This is a genomic window from Pseudomonas sp. NPDC087690 (assembly GCF_044743175.1).
In the GTDB taxonomy this organism is placed as follows: Bacteria; Pseudomonadota; Gammaproteobacteria; order Pseudomonadales; family Pseudomonadaceae; genus Aquipseudomonas.
On the sequence record NZ_JBIUVX010000002.1, the window covers coordinates 695,771 to 715,809 of the forward strand.

Annotated in this window: 19 protein-coding genes and 1 pseudogene; 9 read left to right on the top strand and 11 right to left on the bottom strand. The window is 56.0% G+C overall.

The features are described from left to right. The first annotated feature begins 8 nt into the window (after window positions 1-8). The 5 genes from ACIPIZ_RS07325 to ACIPIZ_RS07345 are packed head-to-tail and all read left to right on the top strand — an operon-like array spanning window position 9 to window position 5,326. The gene (locus tag ACIPIZ_RS07325; RefSeq protein WP_105708886.1) at window positions 9-1,061 is read left to right on the top strand and encodes an agmatine/peptidylarginine deiminase; all 1,053 of its coding nucleotides are present in this window, start codon (window positions 9-11) and stop codon (window positions 1,059-1,061) included. Window positions 1,062-1,065: 4 nt separating this feature from the next. Continuing rightward, window positions 1,066-1,974 carry an N-carbamoylputrescine amidase gene (gene aguB / locus ACIPIZ_RS07330; RefSeq protein ID WP_401164760.1) on the top strand — a complete coding sequence of 303 codons (909 nt, stop codon included), beginning with the start codon at window positions 1,066-1,068 and terminating at the stop codon, window positions 1,972-1,974. Window position 1,975: 1 nt separating this feature from the next. Then, window positions 1,976-3,079: an extracellular solute-binding protein gene (locus ACIPIZ_RS07335; protein WP_401164763.1), complete on the top strand. Its 1,104-nt coding sequence runs from the start codon at window positions 1,976-1,978 to the stop codon at window positions 3,077-3,079. A 49-nt stretch (window positions 3,080-3,128) separates the two neighbouring features. Next, window positions 3,129-4,250, top strand: coding sequence for an agmatine/peptidylarginine deiminase (locus tag ACIPIZ_RS07340; RefSeq protein WP_401164765.1), 1,122 nt, complete (start codon window positions 3,129-3,131; stop codon window positions 4,248-4,250). A 50-nt stretch (window positions 4,251-4,300) separates the two neighbouring features. Further along, window positions 4,301-5,326 (top strand): GlxA family transcriptional regulator, encoded by a 1,026-nt coding sequence (locus ACIPIZ_RS07345; protein WP_401164767.1) that lies wholly within the window; start codon window positions 4,301-4,303, stop codon window positions 5,324-5,326. 472 nt (window positions 5,327-5,798) lie between these two features. On the opposite strand, the gene ACIPIZ_RS07350 is transcribed toward ACIPIZ_RS07345, so the two are convergent. Both ACIPIZ_RS07350 and ACIPIZ_RS07355 read right to left on the bottom strand, forming a co-directional pair. Continuing rightward, window positions 5,799-6,827, bottom strand: a complete 1,029-nt coding sequence (locus ACIPIZ_RS07350) for an alpha/beta fold hydrolase (RefSeq protein WP_122661268.1) — start codon at window positions 6,825-6,827, stop codon at window positions 5,799-5,801. Between the two features lie 246 nt (window positions 6,828-7,073). Then, window positions 7,074-7,454 (bottom strand): RidA family protein, encoded by a 381-nt coding sequence (locus ACIPIZ_RS07355; RefSeq protein WP_064388561.1) that lies wholly within the window; start codon window positions 7,452-7,454, stop codon window positions 7,074-7,076. 179 nt (window positions 7,455-7,633) lie between these two features. Between ACIPIZ_RS07355 and ACIPIZ_RS07360 the strand changes: the two are divergent. Then, a pseudogene (locus ACIPIZ_RS07360) lies at window positions 7,634-7,762 on the top strand (alpha/beta hydrolase); the annotation flags it as partial. Window positions 7,763-7,768: 6 nt separating this feature from the next. Here the strand turns inward: ACIPIZ_RS07360 and ACIPIZ_RS07365 are convergent. Further along, on the bottom strand, window positions 7,769-8,266 hold the full coding sequence (locus ACIPIZ_RS07365) for a glutathione binding-like protein (protein WP_401164769.1): 498 nt from the start codon (window positions 8,264-8,266) through the stop codon (window positions 7,769-7,771). Between the two features lie 238 nt (window positions 8,267-8,504). On the opposite strand from ACIPIZ_RS07365, the gene ACIPIZ_RS07370 reads away from it, so the two are divergent. Further along, a complete protein-coding gene (locus tag ACIPIZ_RS07370) occupies window positions 8,505-8,873 on the top strand; it encodes a cupin domain-containing protein (protein ID WP_236708293.1) in 369 nt (122 codons plus the stop codon). 9 nt (window positions 8,874-8,882) lie between these two features. Here the strand turns inward: ACIPIZ_RS07370 and ACIPIZ_RS07375 are convergent, their stop codons facing one another. Next, on the bottom strand, window positions 8,883-9,092 hold the full coding sequence (locus ACIPIZ_RS07375; protein WP_064388558.1) for a hypothetical protein: 210 nt from the start codon (window positions 9,090-9,092) through the stop codon (window positions 8,883-8,885). Window positions 9,093-9,365: 273 nt separating this feature from the next. On the opposite strand from ACIPIZ_RS07375, the gene ACIPIZ_RS07380 reads away from it, so the two are divergent. Then, the gene (locus ACIPIZ_RS07380; protein WP_401164799.1) at window positions 9,366-9,683 is read left to right on the top strand and encodes an NMCC_0638 family (lipo)protein; all 318 of its coding nucleotides are present in this window, start codon (window positions 9,366-9,368) and stop codon (window positions 9,681-9,683) included. Between the two features lie 172 nt (window positions 9,684-9,855). On the opposite strand, the gene ACIPIZ_RS07385 is transcribed toward ACIPIZ_RS07380, so the two are convergent. Both ACIPIZ_RS07385 and ACIPIZ_RS07390 read right to left on the bottom strand, forming a co-directional pair. Then, the gene (locus tag ACIPIZ_RS07385; RefSeq protein ID WP_064388555.1) at window positions 9,856-10,482 is read right to left on the bottom strand and encodes a hypothetical protein; all 627 of its coding nucleotides are present in this window, start codon (window positions 10,480-10,482) and stop codon (window positions 9,856-9,858) included. Window positions 10,483-10,645: 163 nt separating this feature from the next. Beyond that, a complete protein-coding gene (locus ACIPIZ_RS07390) occupies window positions 10,646-11,944 on the bottom strand; it encodes a hypothetical protein (protein WP_401164771.1) in 1,299 nt (432 codons plus the stop codon). Window positions 11,945-12,018: 74 nt separating this feature from the next. Between ACIPIZ_RS07390 and ACIPIZ_RS07395 the strand changes: the two genes are divergently transcribed. After that, window positions 12,019-12,249 (top strand): hypothetical protein, encoded by a 231-nt coding sequence (locus ACIPIZ_RS07395; protein WP_122661262.1) that lies wholly within the window; start codon window positions 12,019-12,021, stop codon window positions 12,247-12,249. Here ACIPIZ_RS07395 and ACIPIZ_RS07400 read toward each other — a convergent pair. The 5 genes from ACIPIZ_RS07400 to tssI form a co-directional block, all read right to left on the bottom strand. Further along, complete coding sequence (locus ACIPIZ_RS07400; protein ID WP_401164774.1) at window positions 12,246-13,223, bottom strand: tetratricopeptide repeat protein; 978 nt, start codon at window positions 13,221-13,223, stop codon at window positions 12,246-12,248. The genes ACIPIZ_RS07395 and ACIPIZ_RS07400 overlap by 4 nt on opposite strands. Before the next feature lie 17 nt (window positions 13,224-13,240). Next, window positions 13,241-14,212 carry a tetratricopeptide repeat protein gene (locus ACIPIZ_RS07405; RefSeq protein ID WP_064388552.1) on the bottom strand — a complete coding sequence of 324 codons (972 nt, stop codon included), beginning with the start codon at window positions 14,210-14,212 and terminating at the stop codon, window positions 13,241-13,243. Further along, a complete protein-coding gene (locus tag ACIPIZ_RS07410; protein ID WP_401164776.1) occupies window positions 14,205-17,213 on the bottom strand; it encodes a hypothetical protein in 3,009 nt (1,002 codons plus the stop codon). The genes ACIPIZ_RS07405 and ACIPIZ_RS07410 overlap by 8 nt, the downstream gene beginning before the upstream one ends. 1 nt (window position 17,214) lies before the next feature. Continuing rightward, window positions 17,215-18,048 (bottom strand): DUF4123 domain-containing protein, encoded by an 834-nt coding sequence (locus tag ACIPIZ_RS07415; protein ID WP_253484289.1) that lies wholly within the window; start codon window positions 18,046-18,048, stop codon window positions 17,215-17,217. Beyond that, window positions 18,033-20,039 (bottom strand): type VI secretion system tip protein TssI/VgrG (gene tssI / locus ACIPIZ_RS07420; RefSeq protein WP_401164778.1); only part of this gene is annotated, 2,007 nt, incomplete at its 5' end. The genes ACIPIZ_RS07415 and tssI, both read right to left, overlap by 16 nt.

The window sequence follows — 20,039 nt, forward strand, 5'->3', positions numbered from 1 at the left end:
GGCTTATCATGCAGCACAACGACAATAAAAACAGCGCCTGGATGATGCCGGCGGAGTGGATGACCCATGCCGCGACATGGATGGTCTGGCCGCACAACAAAACCTTGTGGGAGTCGGGTTGGCGCGTGACCCTGGCGCAGGTGCAGGAAGATTTCGCTCGCGTGGCCAATGCCATCGCCCGTTTCGAACCGGTGAAACTGGTGGTCGACCCATCGGCCATCGCCAGTGCCAAAGCCCTTTGCGGACCGAACATCGAGCTGATTGCCCTGGAGGTCAATGACAGTTGGTGCCGCGATTCCGGCCCGACCTTTGTCTGCCATCCGCAGCAAGGATTGGCCGGTGTGAGCTGGCGCTTCAACGCCTGGGGCGGCAAGTCGGCGCATGATCTGGATGAAAGCCTGGCGCGCCGTGCGCTCAACCACCTCGGTCTGGAATGCTTCGGCACGCCGCTGAGCAACGAAGGCGGGGCGATTCACGTTGATGGCGAAGGCACGCTGATCACCACCGAATCGGTGCTGCTCAACCCCAATCGCAACCCCGGCATCGGCAAAGCCGAGATGGAAGAAATCTTCAGCCGTTTGCTCGGCGTGAAGAAAACCATCTGGCTGCCAGGCGATCCGGATTACGTCACCGGCGACATGACTGACGGCCACGTCGACGGCGTTTGTGCCTTCGCCCGTCCCGGCGTATTGCTGGTGGACGCCACCCACGATCAATCGTCGGTGTACGCTGAAGTGGCCCGAGAGAACCGTCGCGCGCTGGAATTGGCCACCGACGCCAACGGCCGCAAATTCGAATTGATCGAACTGTTCGAAGCCACCGACGCCGTCGACACCGAAGCCGAAGTGTTCTGCGCCTCGTACACCAATTTCTATATCGCCAACGGCGCAATCATCATGCCGGCCTACGGCATCGAGGCGGATAACGTCGCCGCCAAAGTCTTGGAGCAAGCTTTCCCCGGCCGCGAAGTGGTGCCGGTACGCATCAATCATCTGGCCCATGGCGGCGGCGGGGTGCATTGCATCACCCAGCAGCAGCCAGCCTGGCCGCTGCGAGGTTGAAAGCATGAGCATTCTGACGATCGCCAGCTCCCAGATGCCGTGCACCTGGAATTTATCCGGCAACCTTGATCGCGCCGAGCAGCTCGTGCGCGAAGCGGCGCAGCAGGGCGCGCAAGTGATCCTGTTGCAGGAGCTGTTCGCCACGCCGTATTTCTGCATCGAGCAAAGCCATAAACACATGGCGTTGGCCGAGGAATACCGCGACAGCCGCGTGCTTGCGCGCTTCGCCGCACTGGCCCGTGAACTGGGCGTGGTGTTGCCACTGAGCTGGTTCGAAAAGGCCGGCAACGCCTACTTCAATTCGCTGAGCGTGGCCGACGCCGACGGGCGCCTGTTGGGCGTGTACCGCAAGACGCACATCCCCAACGCCATCGGTTATCAAGAGAAGGAATATTTCAGCCCCGGCGATACCGGTTTCAAAGTCTGGGACACCGCGTTCGGCCGCCTCGGCGTCGGCATCTGCTGGGATCAGTGGTTCCCGGAAACTGCCCGTTGCCTGGCGTTGATGGGCGCCGAAGTGCTGCTGTATCCGACCGCCATCGGCTCGGAACCGGGCTGCGCGGTGCTGGATTCCCGCGACCACTGGCAGATGACCATGCGCGGCCATGCCGCTGCCAATCTGCTGCCGGTGGTGGCGTCGAATCGGGTCGGTCGAGAAACCGCGACCACCGATCCGAGCCTGCAAATGAGCTTTTACGGCTCGTCGTTCATCAGCGACCACAAAGGCCAGTTGCTCGCCAGCGCTGACCGCGACAGCACCGGTGTGCTGGTGCAGCGCCTCGATCTGGCGGCCATGCGCGAAGAGCGTTTGAGCTGGGGCATCTATCGCGATCGGCGTCCGGACATGTACGGGCCGCTGCTGAGTCAGGACGGTCGCCACCTTCATGCACGCTGGAACACCCAAGGGGTTTGACATGGCTATCCATCACAAACGCTTGCGCGGCGCGATCGGCTTGGCGCTGATCTGCTTGATGCCGTCGCTGCACGCCGAAGACAAAACCCTGCGGCTGTACAACTGGGCCGACTACTTTGCCGAAGACACCTTGAGTCGCTTCACCGCGGAAACCGGGATCAAGGTGATCTACGACGTCATGGACGGCAGCGAAACACTGGAGGCGAAGATGCTGTCCGGCGGCAGCGGTTACGACCTGATCTTCCCCGGTGACACCGTCGCCGAACGCTTGATGCGCGCCGGCAGCTTGATGCCGCTGGATCAAGCGAAGCTGACCGAACTGGCCGACATCGAACCCGGCTTGCAGAAACTGCGCGGCCATTACGAGCACTCCAGCAAAGCCACGGTGCCTTACACCTGGGGCACCATCGGCCTGACCTACAACGAAGAGCAGATCAAAAAACGCATGGCCGATGCACCGGTCAACAGCCTCGACATGCTGTTCAAACCGGAGCTGGCGGCGAAGTTTGCCGATTGCGGCATCTCGATGATCGACTCGCCGGACGAGGCCTTGGCGGTGGTGCTCAATTACCTCGGTCGCGATCCGCGCAGCGGCAAAGCCGAGGATCTGGCCGCCGCCAGTGAATTGCTGATGAAGTTGCGGCCGTACATCCGCAAGTTCCAGTCGCAACCGGTGACCGATCTGGTCAACGGCAACCTGTGTCTGTCACTCGGCTACAGCGGCGACATGACTCAGGCCCAGCGCACCTCGGACAGTGCCGGTAAGCACACCAGGTTTCAGTATCGCGTGCCTCGCGAAGGCACCACGGTGTGGATGGACACCATGGCGATTCCGGTCGACGCCAAACACCCGGAATACGCCTATGCATTCATCAACTTCGTCATGCGCCCGGCGAACATGGCGGCGATCAGCAATTTCACCGGCTACCCAACCTCCAACGCCAAGGCGCGGGAGAACGTCGATGCGAGCATGCGTGACAACCCGGACATCTACCTCGACGAAGCGACCTATGCTCGATTGATTCCGGGCAAGGACATTCCCCAGGCTGATATGCGAGCGCGTATGCGCACCTGGACCAAATTCAAGACTGCCACTGGCAAATGATCCATGGCCGGCGTATTGCGCCGGCCCTTTTTTCTACAGGAAAAGCAACATGACGACTCGTCGCGATTTCATCAAACAGGCCTCGGTGGTCGCCGCTGTCAGCGCTGCGGTTACAGGCCTGGGCCTTTCGCCGGGCAAAGTCCTGGCTGCCGCGCAAGGCCGCTGGTTCATGCCCGACGAAGGCGACAAACATGAGCGCGCCTACATCGCTTTCGGCGCGCAGGACGCGATCTGGGAAGACTTCACCGAAGACGTCCAGGAAGCTCTCGGCCGCATTGCCCGCGCCATCGCCCGGTTTGAACCGGTCACCGTATTCTGCCGCAAGAACGAACGCAGCCTCGCCGAAGAATTTTGCGGTACGCGCAATATCACTTACGTCACTGCCGGGCTGGATGACATCTGGATGCGCGACATCGGCGCCAATTTCGTCATCGACGACAAGGGTGGTTTGGGCGCGGTGGACTTCAACTTCAACGGTTGGGGTGGCAAACAGCAGCACGGTAAAGACTCGAAGATCGCCGCACTGGTCGCCGACGACGCGCAAGCCACGTACATACGCACCGATCTGGTGGGTGAGGGCGGTGGCATCGAGGTCGACGGTCACGGCACCGGGATCATGACCGAGAGCAGCTGGATCAACAGCAACCGCAACCCTGATTGGAGCAAGGCCGATGTCGAAGCGCAATTGAAGGAACGCCTGGGCCTGCGCAAAATCATCTGGCTGCCGGGCATCAAGGGCAAGGACATCACTGACGCCCACGTCGATTTCTACGCGCGCTTCATCAAGCCCGGCGTGGTCATCGCCAACCTCGACACCGACCCTGAATCCTACGATCACAAGGTCACCCTGGCGCACCTGGAAATCCTCAAGAACGCCACCGATGCTGATGGCCGCAAATTGCAGATCCACACGATGTCGCCGCCGCTGAAACCGCGCAAAAGCAAGTTCAACCAGAACAACCCGGACTTTGCCGCCGGTTACATCAATTACTTCGTCATCAACGGCGCGATCATCGCCCCGGAGTTCGGCGATAAAGCGGCAGACAAAAAGGCTTTCGATCTGCTTTCGCAACTGTATCCGGATCGCGAAATCGTCCAGCTCAACATCGATGCCATCGCCGCTGGCGGGGGCGGAATTCACTGCGTGACCAGCCATCAACCACAGGCGTGATTGACTCTTTGACCGATCAAGCCAACTATCGGGGCATAACAACATGACCGATGGACCATAACTTGATCGAACGACGCCAATTCAGCGGAGGCATGAAGGGGAAAAACCTCCGCTATCTGAATGAGCAAGGCGCGGATGACACGCGCCTGACCCGCACCGGTTTTCTGCTGCTCGAACATTTTTCACTGCCGGCCTTTACCCAGGCGCTGGACACGGTTGTCACCACCAACCTGCTGCGCCCGGGGCTGTTTTCGTCGCGTACGTTTGGTTTGGGCGCCGGCGAAGTCATCAGTGACCTGGGCCTGGTGATCCGCCCCGATGCACGTCTGGATTCAGCCGCGCTGGCGCAACTGGATCTGCTGGTGGTGTGTGGCGGGTATCGCACCGAACTGCGCGCAAGTGATGAGTTTATCGGCTTGCTCAGATCAGCAGCGGAGCGCGGCATCTCGCTTGCCGGGTTATGGAATGGCTCGTGGTTTCTCGGCCGCGCCGGGCTGCTCGATGGCTACCGCTGCGCAATCCACCCGGAGCACCGTCCGGCGCTGACCGAAATCGCCAAAGCCACCCACGTCAGCAGTGAACCCTACGTAATCGATCGCGACCGCCTGACGGCATCAAGTCCGTCCGGGGCGTTTCACATGGCGCTGGACTGGATCAAGAGCCTGCACGGCAAAGCTTTGGTCGAAGGCATCGAGGATATTCTGGCCTTCGAAGAATCGCGCTACCGGCGGATCAAACCGGATGAAAACCTCTGCGTCAGTGCGCCGTTGCGAGAGGTGGTGAAACTGATGGATGCCAATCTTGAGGAACCGCTGGAGCTGGAGCAACTGGCGGTGTACGCCGGGCGTTCTCGTCGGCAGTTGGAGCGTCTGTTCAAGGAACAACTGGGCACCACACCGCAGCGTTATTACCTGGAATTGCGAATTACCGAAGCGCGGCGTTTGTTGCAGCACACTGAGTTGTCGCAGGTGGAGGTGCTGGTGGCTTGCGGGTTTGTTTCGCCGAGTCATTTCAGCAAGTGCTACAGCTCGTATTTCGGCTATCGCCCATCAAAAGAAAAACGCCTGGTCAAATAACCCAAGCCGTTACCCACCTGAATTCACCTCGAAATTCCACGTCGGCGTACCTCCCCCCTCACCCTAGCCCTCTCCCTTTGGGAGAGGGCTAGGGTGAGGGGCTTTTTAACTTACACGCACTGTTACGTCATAACGGCTATAACACCTTGCGCCGTTGCCCACGCGTACGCCAGACGCTGCTGGGCATTGCGCAAGTGGTCATGTTGGGGGAGTTGGGGGTGAACAAGGCGTTGGATCTGGTTGTGCCAACCGATTGATCGCGTACGTTAGTCGGGGTTGAGGGTGTCTGGTCGGGCGTGATCGCGAGCAGGCTCACTCCTACATTTGAAATGCGTTCCCCCTGTAGGAGTGAGCCTGCTCGCGATGGCGTCCGTTCAGGCAAGCATCTGTAAAACGGGACCATCCCTCAAGCCTCAAGCCCACTATCAAATAATCAAGCAGTCAGCCTTCGCGGCTGACTGCTTTTTTGTTTCTACAGGTGGTCGGCATCGATCACAGCCTTGGCAAACGCCTGCGGATCTTCCTGCGGCAGGTTGTGGCCGATGCCGCCGTTGATCAAGCGGAACTGGTACTTGCCGGTAAAGCGCTTGGCGTAATCCTCCGGCGCCGGGTGCGGTGCACCGTTGGCGTCGCCTTCAAGGGTGATGGTCGGCACGCTGATCGACGGTGCCGTGGCGAGCTTCTGCTCCAGCGCTGCGTACTTCGCTTCGCCCTGTACCAGGCCCAGACGCCAGCGGTAATTGAACACGGTGATGTCGACGTGATCGGGGTTCTGCAACGCCTTGGCGCTACGGTCGAACGTGGCGTCGTCGAACTTCCATTGCGGCGAGGCGGTTTGCCAGATCAGTTTGGCGAAGTCGTGGGTGTTCTTCTCGTAACCGGCGCGGCCACGGTCAGTCGCAAAGTAGAACTGATACCACCACTGCAATTCGGCCTTGGGCGGCAGCGGGTTCTGCCCGGCGGCCTGATTGCCGATCAGGTAACCGCTGACCGAGACCAATGCCTTTACCCGTTCCGGCCACAGCGCCGAGACGATGTCCGCCGAACGCGCGCCCCAGTCATAACCGCCGAGCACCGCTTGCTTGATCTTCAGCGCATCCATGAAGTCGATCACATCACTGGCCAGCGCCGCCGGTTGGCCGTTGCGCAGGGTGTCTTTGGAGAGAAACTGCGTATCGCCGTAACCGCGCGCATACGGCATCAACACCCGATAACCCTTGGCCGCGAGCAACGGCGCGACCTCGTCGTAGCTGTGAATGTCGTAGGGCCAGCCGTGCAGCAGGATCACCACCGGGCCGTCGACGGGGCCGGTTTCGGCATAGGCGACGTCGAGCACGCCGGCCTTCACATGTTTCAACGGGCCGAAGGGCGAGGGCGCCGAATAGCTGACGGTCGCAGGTTCCACCGCTTGCGCCTGAACGCTGGTCACTGCGCCGAACAACGACAAAGCCAGAATCGACAAACCGAACGCGGTGTTGCGGGTGTGCAGTGCCTTTTTCATGCTGACGTCTCCTGTGCGAACCTTTGGCCGAGGGGTCTTTGTGAACCCTTGAAACCTTGAGTGCATTTGAGCGCAGGGACGTATCCGGGCTGTGTCGAAAAAGGCTTTGGTTGCAAGTCGATGTATCGCCAACAGGTTCGTACACACTGTGGTACACAACCCTGTATGGGCGGGCTTGCTCGCGAAGGCGTCGGCACATTCAGTATCAATGCGCGCCTGTCGGACGCCAACACGAGCTGTCGGGGATCAGGCCTTGGCCGCCATCGCCGTGACTTCCACGCGCATCCCTTCAACGGCCAGCGACGCCACGCCCACTGCCGCACGCACCGGCCACGGTTTGGCGAAGAAGCGTTGGTAGACTTCGTTGAACGCGCCGCGGTCGGCCATGTCGGTGAGGTAGATGGTCAGGTGCATGACCCGATCCATCGAGCTGCCGGCGCGCTCCAGTGCGACTTTCAGCGCCTGCAGCGTGCATTCGCTCTGCTCGGTGATGCCACCCAGTTCCAGGCTGCCGTCGGCCCGGGTCGGGATCTGCGTGGAGACCATGATGCCGTTGAACGTAGTGACGTCGGAGGAAATGGAATCGGCATCCGGATCGGGGGTGAAGATGATGTCTTGATTGGCCATGGGGCTCTCTTGTTTGAGCGAGTGAAGATCGCGTCAGTTTACAGATTCGTTGCCGACATGGCCCGTTCGGGCGATCGGCACCATACTTCTGCACGAAACAGGCAAACCATCTTCTCTTTTCATACAGGAGCAGGGCCATGAGCAACAAGCCGACGATTGTGCTGGTACACGGATTCTGGGGTGGCGCAGTGATTACCGAGGCCGGCAATCAGCCAAATGTCGTCGGGTTGGTGTATATCGCCGCGTTTGCACCGGATACCGGGGAAAGTCCTGGCGCTCTGACGCAACAACATCTGCCGGCTGCTGCGCCCTGATCAAACTGCTTGCGTTGCCGCTTCAGCCGCGAGCGCCGCCGCCACGCAGGGGCGCGAACCGATACGGTGCATGTAAGCGTCGAGCGCTGGCCAGTCGACGATGTCGATGTTGAAGGTCGGTAGCCATCTGCGCACGGTAAACAAATAGGCATCGGCGACGCTGAAGTCGCCGATCAGCCAGTCCTGGTCGGCGAGAGTGCGGTTCAGATAGTCCAGGCGCTTGAACAGCTTGTGCTTGAAGATGGCCTTGATCGCTTCGGGAATGTCCGCGCTGAACAGCGGCGCGCTAGCGCCATGGATTTCCGTGCTGATGAAATTCAACTGTTCCTGCAAGCGCGTGCGCGCCCAGGTTCCGGGTGCGGGCGCCAGTCGATTGCCCGGTACGAGGTCGACAAGGTACTGCAGGATCGCCGGGCCTTCCGTCAGCACTTGAGCATTATCCAGCTCCAGTGCGGCGACATAGCCCTTGGGATTTATCTCGCCGCATGAAACCGCCAACTCGAAAAAGATCGTCGCTTTCCGAACCTGGCTGTTGGCGCTGCGGCAAGACCAAGACTCTTTTGTATAAGCGTGTATCCAGCCCGTTCGTGTACACATGCGCATAACAAACGTCCGGCTTGCGACACATTCCGCCAACATGCTGCACTCAGAATAAAGCCCTCCACACCACTACGTTCAAGAGGGCAACACCATGCGCCGTCCCCTGTTTCTGGCCACTGCTGCGGTAGTCATTTCAATGATCGGTATCGCTCACGCGGCGGACACTCAACCGAAGAGCTGGCAGCAAGGTTTGAGCCGTACCGATCTGGTTCGCGAGGATCTCGGTGCGAATGATCGCGAAGTGATTCAGGCGCGAGTCGATTTCGCCCCGGGAGTGACTTCACCGAAACATGCGCACCCCGGTGTCGAGGTGGCGTACGTGATCAGCGGCACTTTTGAATATCAATTGGAAGGCAGGGCGCCAGTGACACTGAAGACGGGAGATTCGCTGTTCATTCCTGAGGGCGTGGCGCATATCGCCAGGAACGTCGGCCAGGACAAGGGGTCGGAACTGGCGACCTACATCGTCAAGAAAGCTGAGCCATTGCTGATTCTCAAGCCGTAAGCGCCAGGTTCAATGCAGGGTAGCGGCCCTGCGGCTCTCACCAATGCGAATTCGGTCGAGCGCCCGGTTCAAGGCGTCGAGAGCATCGAGCAGGGCTTTGGCTTCCGCCTCTCGACCCTCCCCCCAGAGGCGTTCAGCCATTTTGTTCAGGGCCTGGATCGAACGCTCGATATCGGCGGCGCTGGCGGCTGGTTGAGTGACGGGCGGTTGTTTCGTCATACAAGGATCATCCTCCATCGATCGATTTGGCTAAAGACTTGCGCTAAACCGATAGATTACTGCGCGGCGCGACTTCTGTCTGAAGTTGATTGCCACACCTCTCAGATGCGCTGCGCATTTCGTCACCGCTTCGTTGAGGCGCAACTCCGATCCAGGCAAAGAATCATCGTTTGATAGAGAAGTGGCAAAGAATTAAAACCCTGCTAGCTTGAATGTTTACCGCAGCTAAATAGCGTCAACCGCAGAATATTCGCAGCAGGCAAGGCTTTGCGTTTGCACGTCTGGGACGGGACGTTTGTACTGGCACTTCCCATTGGCAAGAATTTTTGTGCCGTACATGTCCGTCGAGTAGACACTGCGGCCGCTATCAGACTGTTCACCGCGCTGATCGCTAATCCATCGCAGCCCTTTACCTCCGCACGGGTAAAGAGCGAGCGCACGCGATCGCCCTTCAATGGGCAAATTGAAACCCGTGCCTTGGCGCAATCGCTTAGAGGCAACCTGCCTGTTTTTGCGCAGTTTTGCAGCCGGGGTCTTCGGAACTGCGAGGGTGTCCGTCAGAGTAAGTGTTACAACCGGCGAGCAGATTGATGAGCGTGAACAGTACGAAAATCCTGGTCATGAACCTCTCCTTGTTCAGATGTGTGAGGGGGGGCGTGTACATTCTATCTACGACTAAGCCCCGAATGGCCTGGGCTCGGTCGTAGATGAAATGGCGGGCGAGGTGCGCGCAAGTGTATTCATTGCCGTCCCGGAAAGATGGTTATGGAATGTGCGTGTTTGTGCTATCGAATTTCTTGTACTTCCAACTGAACCCGTCTCGTTGGGTAGGTGCAAAACTTTTAAACCAATCTACCCAGTTGCTTGCGGACGGCATCCACCAGCCCTTGATGGTGTTTGCCCAGTGAGCGAGGCCTAGCTCGGAAACCAGATAGTGGCTATGGCTGACACAGTTCTGGTATTGGGTTTTCGCATTGGCAAGATTTGGCCAAAGGACGTCATAGGCAGTCTTCGTTTTCTTCAACCTGGCTTGAAGTTTTCTATATTTTTTTATGAACTGCTCGTTTACGCCAATATAGTAAACGTACGTCGTTGCGCTTCCGGTGGCGCGCGCCCAATCCTGCGAGGCAAGCGTACCCGTGGAGAATTCCCAACCGGTCTCACTGATTCCCGTCAGTGTGATGTTTTCGCCATCGATAAGAAACGTTGTTGCGTGTCCATCCTCCGCAAGTTTTCCTAGGGTTTTCGTCCAGGAACCCAAGCTGAAAGGGCTGAATCCTTTTCCGACACCACTCCATGTCAGTATCGAATAACATATTCCGAAAATTCCTGCTGCTTCGTCGATTGTCCCCAGATCAGCTACCAATGCAGTTCCTTTTTTGTTCGCCATGCGCTTGCTCCCTTAGTCCACATTGCCGATGGGTGCTCATGTGGTTCCTGTTGGCCAGGAAAGGTTAGGACACAGTGTGTGCTAGCGCCAGCGCCTGTGCAGGGATTTGCATGAGCAGGTCGTTCCGGCCTTTTCCGGCCTCAATGCGGGGGGCGGGGCATGTTCAAGGGGCGTGGAGCGCGGCCCCTTGTACATTGCCGAGCAGGTGATGAACACTCATTATCTGCTCATAAAGCGGACGTTGTTGTGCCCAGCTATTACAATGGCGACAATAGTCAGCAATGATCACCAGCGTATCTATTGCTTCATTGAAATCAGGCTTGGGGTCTTTATCGTATTCTTCCATAAAGGCTTGGAAATCAAAGCTTTTGGCAAAATCAAGATTGCCTGGACTGGAAATAATGATCCAGTCCAGAATATCTATTTGCCGCTGTAATTCTTTGCGGATCTCAAGATGGTTGATAACCCACGTTTGAATTTCAATGTCAGAGGGCGTCGCGGGAAGGGACTTTGAAATATGTTCAAACTGCGTCAGTAACAAATTCAGTTGCTCCGACGCGTTGTCTGCCGCTGTATTGTGTTGCTTTACGATTTCACATGTCTTAATGAAGATTTTTATAGGCTGCTCAGCTGCCGTGCCGGCCTCGTGGAGGAAGGTTGCCTTGGCTCTTGGCTCGAGAAAGTATTGCCGCCACGATTTACTAAAATGCTCGATGGAAATGTTGCTGGTGGCTGCTGCTTCCATCCGCTTGGCCAGAGGAATCAAGCCACCATTCGCTACGTTAATCAAGTCTGTTGCGCCCGCTATGTCTGCCGTTAACTCATGAAACTGACGACTTAAATCAAACGCCTGCTTTAGCGATGCAGCGATATAATTATCCATTTTGTGATTGACTTGAACAATGGAGTGAGCGATCTCGCTAGAGCGGCAACTTATTCCAATTCTGATTTCCGAGAGCGGACGTTGAACCCATTCCGAGCTGGCTTTGGTAAAAGTATAAATATCTGTGGGAAGGCTTTTGCGGCACGACTTTCCTGAGCAGGGCAGTGCGCAATCCTGAAAAATTTGCGCGATGAACTGTGAGCACACAATGCCCTCATTGTCAGAAAATTCCGCCTCGTTACTGATTAACGCAGTTATCTTGTATTTCTGACCGTAATAGTATTGAGCCTGTTCGAGCAAATTCCAAGTCGCCGCATCGTCTGCGTAGCGGTGTCGGACTAACAACGAATTGGCGATGTCGTAGGAATGACTCACTTCATCCCATTGACGCAAGGTGATTCCGATGCCTGGATTGGCATCAATTATCATGTTCTGCCCGGTAACCATCGCGACATGTGAGTAGCTCGCGATTTGCAGGCGTGTGATTGATTGAATGGCCATATTGGGCTTGGTCAACAGGCTCTTTCCCCTTAGTAGCAGGATGTCGCCAAGCCGAGGTAGGTCGTGATCAAAATCCATGGGGTTCGTCCTTATTCAGCATTGTCAAAAGCGCACTGACCCAAAGGAGCGAAATTTTACACAAGGGCGGTGAGGTGTTTAAAAATTTCCGCGTTGCATCGATCCTTCTCACCATTTCGCGTAGGGCGAAAAAATGTTCAAAGTTAGACATTGCTAAAGAGAGAAATAAAAATATGGTGTTTTTAATCATTGGTGGGATTTATAAAATTTTAATTTCTTGTTATGCGATCGTTGGTTCTACAAATGCCCAAGGGCTAGTTGCACTTATAACATTTGGCGGTAGCCTTGGGAATAAATTGGCTTAATATCCGTAAATTGGATCAAAATAGGAAAGCGGAGGGTGTGTCTTTTCCCATTCTTTTGCGAATGAAATTCCCATTTCGATTTCTTCAGGTTTCATTTTTTCTGCAATCTCAGGGAGGCTGATCTTCGCTTCCCTTGGTCCTGCTCCCCCTCCTTGGAGCTGTGTTATCAAATACGTAAAGCCATAGGCTTTGACTAAATCGAGCGGAAAGTCGTAACTGTTCGGAAGGTGGGCGATATTGAGGGCATAGCTTCCAAGTGCATCGATATGTCCTGCTTCAGCTGTTTTTTTTAGCCAATTTCCTATCTCTTCCTTTTTTCCATCGTGCTCATATAGGTAGTTAGCATAAAGGTACATTCCGGGAGGATAGCCCCCTTCCGCAGACGCCTTAAACCACTTCTTGACTGCTTTCTCTCGACTGCCTGGGATCAGGAACGAACCCTGTCCATTTTGGTAGGCACTTGCTAGAAGTTGCTGGGCAAAGTCATCACCCGACTCTGCAGCCTTTTCTAACCACTCCAAACCTTGTTTGGCTGTAAAGAGCGCAACCATTGCTTCGGTGTCGCCTCTCTCCGCGCGTTCGTGTGCAGTTTTCAAGGCCAAAGTCCTCCAGTCTTTAACATTTTTCTGCGTGCAGGTTTCGACTAAAGTGCATAGATCTTCTTGGTTACTAAGACGCAGCATGGCATAGATGTGTCCTTTTTCGGCTGCGGCCTCGTACCATTTCACGGCGTCCTCTGTCATGTAACGGTTACTTAGGCGGATGGCCTCGCCTAAGTAATACTGAGCGTCTCGATCGCCTGCTTCGGCAGCAGTTTGCAAAAAAGTCTGCGAGGAAGTCCATGCACTTTGCTGGTAAAGCATAATGCCAGTTTCTTTCGCTGCCGCTTGATTTTCAATGACTTGGGCGTTGGAAATTGATGTGGTGGAAACCCACAAGGCAATGCTCAAGAAAATAGGGCGGAAAGCGGACACAGATAAACTTCCTTAAATCAGTAGCCGTAAGCCGGAACAAAGTAGGAAAGTGGTGGGTGATTCTTTTCCCAATCTTTGGCAAAGCGGATCCCATCCTTGATCTCTTGAGGACTCATCTTTTCGGCAATTTCAGGAAGGCTTCTTCTAGCATCCTCAGGGGCTACGCCACCACCTTGCAAATGGGAGATAAGGTAGGTGATTCCATAGGCTTCTACTAAGTCCAACGGAAATCCGTAGCTGTCAGGGAGATGCGCTACAGTGAGGGCGTATCCACCAGCGGCATCAATGTGGCCTGACTCAGCGGCCTTTTTCAGCCAATATCCTACGTCTTCTTTGCTTGCTTTATTTTCATATAAAAAATTTGCGTAAAGGTACATACCCGGTGGGTAGCCGCTCTCCGCTGAAGCTTTGAACCATTTCTCAACGGCTTTTTCGCGGCTGCCAGGAATGAGGAACCAGCCTTCACCATCTTTGTACTTACCAGCAAGGACTTTTTGAGCAAATCCACTGCCTGCCGTCGCTGCTTTTTCCAACCATTGCAAACCTTGCTTGGCAGTAAATAAAACAATCATTGCCTCAGTATCGCCTTTCTCGGCGCGCTCATTTGCAACCTGTAGTGCATAATTCCGCCATTCTTCATTGCTTTTACCTGAGCAACTCCCCATCTCTTTGCACAAATCATGCGAATTACTCAACCGAAGCATTGCATACAAATTTCCTTGCTTAGCTGCTGATTCGTACCATTTTTTTGCGTCTTCGGTGGTGTAGCGGTTGCTGAGGCGGATAGCCTCTCCCAAGTAATATTGCGCTGTACTGTCTCCCGCATCTGCCGCAATTTTCAGTAGCGGCTGAGAATCGTACCAATCACTTTGCTGATACAGGATAAGGCCTTTATTCTTTGCTACTTGTTGATCGGTCGTAAGTTCTGCAAAAGCTGAAGTGGATAGAAATATTGAATATAAAATAATGGCGTATATTGTTTTAATCAATGTTTGGTCCTTTGTAGAAAGCCTTGACTTCTTGAATGGGTGCAAATGCAGGGCCGGCATATGTGCTCGAGTAAGTGCAGTGGCTATTCATTCTCGCCCCTAGAAGTTTAGCGTTTTCTGAGTATCGCTCCCGCATTCTGTTGTTGCCCGGGATGTGGCCTAAAACCCTTTCATTCATGAATAGATCGAGTTTTAACTTATTTTTGCAGAACATAAGTCCTGCCTGCGGGGGACGAATCCCGTCACGATTCATGCAAATAATTGCTTCTTCAAATTGCAAATTCGCATTAGGTTTTTTTGAAATCCAACTGAGGCATCTTTCAATTGCTTGTTGTTGAATGAGGTATGCCTCGTCGTTGTTGTAGCTTTTACTGTCCTCATCATCTTCAGCAGAAAATGACCTAGGTGAAGTACTTAAAGCCATTAGTAATGGGCCTAGGGCCTGTGGGGTTAGGTTGTAAACCCAATCCTGCATTACTTTTTGGTTTTTATCCAAGATAAGTGTGTGAGCAATTTGTCCCCCGCGTCCCCCCTCAGTCAGCGCATCAAATATCCCTTTAACAATGGAATACCCACGCACATAGGCAAACGCCACATCGATACCAGTGGCGCCGAGGAAGCTCAGTTTTTGCAGGTAGTCCATGGCTTCGCCATCGACCCACTCAAGATCCTTGTATTGGTTCGCGGCCATTTCCTGTCGCACCAGTTCCGTCAAGGCTACGATGCTGTCGTAGCCGACTTCAAAGGTCAAATACCCTTTGACGCCTGCGCCCCAGACCAGCGCGCCCTTGATCGATAACAGCAGTAGGCCGTTTTGCATCCGTAGGTGCATGTCGCCGGTGTAGCCGGCGCCGATGGCCACGGCTACTTCAACTTCCAGTTTGGCCAAAGGGCGCCACTGGTTGGCTGAAATGCGATTGGGCACGGGAGCAGGCGGGAGGACGCTTGGAGGAGGGCACCAGAACAGTTTGCCGGTGACTTTGCACCCGGCTTGGGCGCCGGCAAACACTTCGAACTTGGCGAGGTCGCCGGATTTTTCAGCGATGTCTACACCGACCAGGCTGGTGTAGCCGGTTTTCTGGTCCAGGGTCAGGTCGCGTGACAGCATGAGACTTGCGCCAGCGAATCCCCAGGCCTTGGCTTCCAGATCCAGAGACAGTTTGCCGAAGTTGACGCTGCGCACGCTGCCGTCATGAGCCTTGTATTTTGCGATCCAAGGGTCGGCTTTTGCCCGTTTCGGGAACTCGACTTTGAGTAAGCTGACTTCCCCGCGCCACGCCGTTACATCCAGTGCGACTTCTACATTGGCAATCTGAGGGGAACCACTTTTCAGCGTGGGGCCTTCCATTTTGACTTCGGACAGAAGGTTGGCGCTTTCCGGGAGTAAGCATCGAACCAGTTGGGCCTGCGGGCTGTTGTCGAACAGCATGAGGTTGCGCAACTGCTTATCTTCGAAAACCATGGCTTTGAGGTTTTCGCCCCAGCTTTTGCGCTTGGCTTCAGCTTTGATGCTTTCGACTCTGTAGCCTTTGGCTTCCAGGGCGGTGAAGAATTTTTCAGGCACGAAAAGTCCATGTTCATCGAACCATGGCCCCTTTTCATCGAACTGCAGCGCGCCTTCCTGTTCCAGCCAATCACTGAATACCCGGTCGTCGTCGGATTCTTTGGCAATCGATTTGGGCAAACTGGTCGCGAGTTCTTTGAGTTGACCCTCGAATGCGTTGCCGCTGACCTGCGCCAGATGTTTCAAGCTGATGTGGTTCAGAATCGTCGTCGACGATGCGCTGCTGAGCTCACGCAGTGGAATGTTTGTTTTGGCCAGTCGTTCGAGGGGTTTTGGCTTGTAGCTTTCCGCGTCCCAGAGAAACAGGCGGGGCGGTTTCAGTGCTCGAACGCGTGCTTCGGCGGTGTTCTGAATTCGCTCTGCCTCGTCATTCAGGTCGTACCACTGTTTCTGCAAGCTGACGAAGAGCACGCCGGGTGGCGCAGATTTGCCGCCAGTGGCCGAGACCCATTGGGAGTAACGTTCTTCGATCTTTTTCTCAAGCTCATCGCGTTTGGTGGTCAGCTCGATGAATGCCTGAAAATCCTCGGTACCGGCGTATTGGTCATCGGGACTCAGCGCAAACTCGGGAACTGCAATCCCGCACTCGGCAAGCTCGACGATGGCATTGATGTACTTGGACATCAGGTCTTTCAACGCCAGGATGTTGATTTGCACACCTTTGAGTTTCTTTTCGTCGATCTCGCCGGTTTCAATCAGCTTTTTGTGAAGGGCCTTATATTCTTTTAGGTGTTCCCAAGCCGAAGCGATCTTCTTGGTGCCTGGATCGAACATTTTGTAGCCGTGGGCTTTCGCCTTGTCGCGCTCTTTAATGTACGTATCGATGGCTTCACAGGCCTTTAACGCGCGCGGGGTATAGAAGACGCCGTTTTCTCGTTTGTACCCCAACGTTTTTGCTTTTTCGTCGGAAACTTTTTCGAGGGTTTCCATGTTTTTCTGGTTTTTCTCGATGCGCTGTCCAGCGTGGAACATCTCGCGCTCGGCGTGCATCGTGGCGTCGCTATCACCCTTTGCTTTTGCCGTTTCCCAATCCTTGCGGCACTGCGTCTTTTTGGCAGTGTCTTCGGGGATTGCCGACTTCGACGCCAGGTAACTGCTATGTTGCTCGCCTTCGAGAAAGGCTTCCGGGCCAGGGGTGAGGAAGTAGTCCATCAAACCCGCGTCGGCGATGTTGCTCATGCGCGTGGCTTTATCAGCGTCGACGGTTTTCTGTTTGAGCAGGCTGACGCTTTCCTTGAGTTTCTCGGACGTGCGCTTGGGCAACAGCCAGAAACGGCGCTGACCGGTGACGTAGATGATGTCGTCGTAGCTGCTGCTGCAGCCCGGCTTCTTGTCTTTGCAGAACGTCTCCGCGTCGGCAGTCTTTTTTGGCGGATCGGCCGGAATGACAACAGGTGGTTGTTCTGGCGCGGGTGTTTGTTCGGACGTACCTGTCATCTCACACTTCCAGTCGTTGTACTTTCTCGAATGCCGGCATGTCGCTGCTCAGCACGTTCATGACGTCGGTGCGGGCCTGCAACGGACCTTGATTCAGATTCGGCAGCAGGTGCTCAAGATGACGTCCTTCTTCAATGCCGTGATCCACCAGCAGTTGCAAATTGTCGGCCACGCCAGACAGCTGCGAATCCGATAAGCCCGCTGCGGACTCGGCGTTCCGCAGCCGAATCCAGTACCACCAACGGATTTCATCGAACGCTAACAGCGTGTCGCTCTTCAGGTGCAGCGGATATTTTTGTTCGCCATTAGAGGCATCAACTTTTTCTGTTTGTTCCCAAACACGCCATTGTTGATCGTCGCTGTGGGCGGGCGGGGTGTAGACGCTGGCCCAAGGGCCGAACAGCGCTCGGGCGGGTACCGTCAGCGCCAGCGCGCTCCAGAATGCCGGGTCGTAGTAGCGCGCCAGCGAGTCACCATGAGACGGGTCGTTCATGCGCAGGAGGCGACGAGCATGCAAGAGCGCGGTCTCCGGCTTTTCACGGGAGGTCAGTAAAAGGCCCGCGCGGTTGTCGCGGCATAGCTCTATGGCTTGGGCGGCGGCAGGACTTCCCGGTGTCAGTTGCAGCCAGATCGGACTGACATCATTCATTTCGGCGAACGGCGTGTCCTGAAACAGCTTTTCAACACCATTCAACCCGGACTGTTGGTAAAGCTTTTCCAGAGCCCGAGGCTGGCGAACGCTGTCGATGATGCCATACAGGGTGCGGTTCCCACTGCTGCCCGATGGCGTCGTGGCCACGGGTTGTTCAAGGAAAAGACTCAGCCATTCAGACATGGGCAAACCTCTCGCGAGCAAGCGCCATTGGCTTGCTTTCCACAGATCGGAACAAGGGGCAGGCCTTGAACGCTTTTTCGTACAAATGGATTGGTCATTGGCGGGACTAACACCTTGCCAGCCTTGTCAGCATCAGCCTGCTTCAACAACCCCGGCAACAACGGCGCCGCTCCCGTGCCGCTGCCGGGGCTGCCGCCGGAGTTCATGTTGATCACCGGCCCACTCATGGTCACACCACCAGCATCAATCTTGATAAAGCTGCCACCACCGATCAGGGTCAGCTCTGCGCCGGCTTCCATCACCACTTTCATGCCGCTGCTGAGATGAATTTCCTGGCCAGCGTCGATGAACTGACCGGTGCCGATTTTGATGTGTTGGTTCACGCCCACGGTGAGGTGGTCGTTGGCGCGGGCTTCGACTTTGCGGTCTTCGTAGACGGTATGGTGTTCTTCGGCTTTGAATTCGCTGTAACTGTTCTTTTCGACGGTGTCGTGGCGTTCGTTGCCGATGCGGATTTTCTGGTCGTGCTCGATGTTTTCGTCCCAGTCGCGCTGGGCGTGCAGGTAGATCTGTTCCTGACCTTTTTTGTCTTCGATGCGCAGTTCGTTGTAGCCGCCTCCGCCCATCGAGCTGAGGGTTTTGAAGGTGCTGCGGGTCTTGTTCGCCGGCAGTGGATAGGGAACGGTGTTTTCCTTGTGGTACAGGCAGCCGCTGATCAGCGGTTGATCGGGGTCGCCTTCAAGGAAGGTGACCAGCACTTCCATGCCAATACGCGGGATGGCGATGCCGCCGTACTGGGCGCCGGCCCAGGCGCTGGAGACGCGCAGCCAGCAGCTGGTTTTGTCGTCGGCCTGGCCTTCGCGGTCCCAGTGGAACTGGACTTTGACGCGGCCGTACTCGTCGCAATGGATCTCTTCGCCTTTCGGGCCGGTGACCACGGCGCTCTGGCTGCCGAGGATGCGCGGTTTCGGGTGGCGCAGGGGTGGGCGGTTGGGCACGTCCCATGGGGTGGCCTGGAAACGGTTGCGGTAGCCCTGATGGAAATCGTCTTTCAGCGCGGTGGTGTCGCTGGTCACCGACTCTTCGAGGACTTGCGGCTGCTTGCCTTCGTGGAGGACTTCGGTCAGTAACCAGAGGTCGTTCCATTTGGCTTTCGGGTGCGCGGTCAGGGCGAGGAAATGGCCGCTGACCAGCAACGGCTGATCGCTTTTGCCTTCGGCCAACTGGAAGTCGCTGCGATGACGTTCGAGGGCGCGTTTGGCCAGGTGCTTGCCGCGCTCGCGGTCGATGAAACGACCTGGGTAATCGTAGTCTTCGAGGTCGGGCAGGGCGTCGCCACGGTTCTCGCTTTCGAGGGTAATGCGCGGTTTTTCGAAGTCGTAATCGCGGCGGGTGGTGCGGCTGGTGCGGGTTTCCAGGCGCAGGTCGAAGCGCTTGATCACCGGGTCGCTGGCGACCATGCCGGAGTCTTGCTGATAGGCCACCGGCGCCAGTTTCGGGAACACCGTCTGGTCGTCGCCGAATACCAGTTTGTGCGCCGTTGCCGTGTGCTCGAAGTGGTAGTGGATACCTTCTTCTTCGCACAGACGCTGGATGAAATGCAGGTCCGATTCATCGTATTGCACGCAGTAGATGCGTTCGGGATAAATCGAACCGGTCTTGAATTCGTAGGCGTTGCTTTGAATGCCGAGCTCTTCGAGGACCTTGCCAATGATTTTCGGCACCGTGAGGTTCTGGAAGATGCGCTGGTTGACGCGGTGCGCCAGGTACGACAATTGCGGGCGCAGGGTCACCGAATAACGGGTCAGGCGTTTGCCCGAGTCGCCTTGCGCGGCGCGGTAGATCTGGCCGTGAATGCCGCTGCCGTCGGGCGACAGCTGCAGGAAGGCCGGTTTGTGCAGCAGGGTTTCGAGGTCCAGCGACGGCTGCTCACTGACCAGCTCCACCTCAAAGACAAAAGGCTGGCTGATGGCTTCGCGACCTTGCAGGGT

What these genes read in the sequence shown, in the direction of transcription:
- ACIPIZ_RS07335 (WP_401164763.1), top strand. Translation starts at nt 1,976, where the DNA reads ATGGCTATCCATCACAAACGCTTGCGCGGCGCGATCGGCTTGGCGCTG.
- ACIPIZ_RS07325 (WP_105708886.1), top strand. Translation starts at nt 9, where the DNA reads ATGCAGCACAACGACAATAAAAACAGCGCCTGGATGATGCCGGCGGAG.
- ACIPIZ_RS07340 (WP_401164765.1), top strand. Translation starts at nt 3,129, where the DNA reads ATGACGACTCGTCGCGATTTCATCAAACAGGCCTCGGTGGTCGCCGCT.
- ACIPIZ_RS07410 (WP_401164776.1), bottom strand. Translation starts at nt 17,213, where the DNA reads ATGACAGGTACGTCCGAACAAACACCCGCGCCAGAACAACCACCTGTT.
- aguB (WP_401164760.1), top strand. Translation starts at nt 1,066, where the DNA reads ATGAGCATTCTGACGATCGCCAGCTCCCAGATGCCGTGCACCTGGAAT.
- ACIPIZ_RS07385 (WP_064388555.1), bottom strand. Translation starts at nt 10,482, where the DNA reads ATGGCGAACAAAAAAGGAACTGCATTGGTAGCTGATCTGGGGACAATC.
- ACIPIZ_RS07415 (WP_253484289.1), bottom strand. Translation starts at nt 18,048, where the DNA reads ATGTCTGAATGGCTGAGTCTTTTCCTTGAACAACCCGTGGCCACGACG.
- ACIPIZ_RS07350 (WP_122661268.1), bottom strand. Translation starts at nt 6,827, where the DNA reads ATGAAAAAGGCACTGCACACCCGCAACACCGCGTTCGGTTTGTCGATT.
- ACIPIZ_RS07375 (WP_064388558.1), bottom strand. Translation starts at nt 9,092, where the DNA reads ATGACGAAACAACCGCCCGTCACTCAACCAGCCGCCAGCGCCGCCGAT.
- ACIPIZ_RS07345 (WP_401164767.1), top strand. Translation starts at nt 4,301, where the DNA reads ATGGACCATAACTTGATCGAACGACGCCAATTCAGCGGAGGCATGAAG.
- ACIPIZ_RS07370 (WP_236708293.1), top strand. Translation starts at nt 8,505, where the DNA reads ATGATCGGTATCGCTCACGCGGCGGACACTCAACCGAAGAGCTGGCAG.
- ACIPIZ_RS07355 (WP_064388561.1), bottom strand. Translation starts at nt 7,454, where the DNA reads ATGGCCAATCAAGACATCATCTTCACCCCCGATCCGGATGCCGATTCC.
- ACIPIZ_RS07390 (WP_401164771.1), bottom strand. Translation starts at nt 11,944, where the DNA reads ATGGATTTTGATCACGACCTACCTCGGCTTGGCGACATCCTGCTACTA.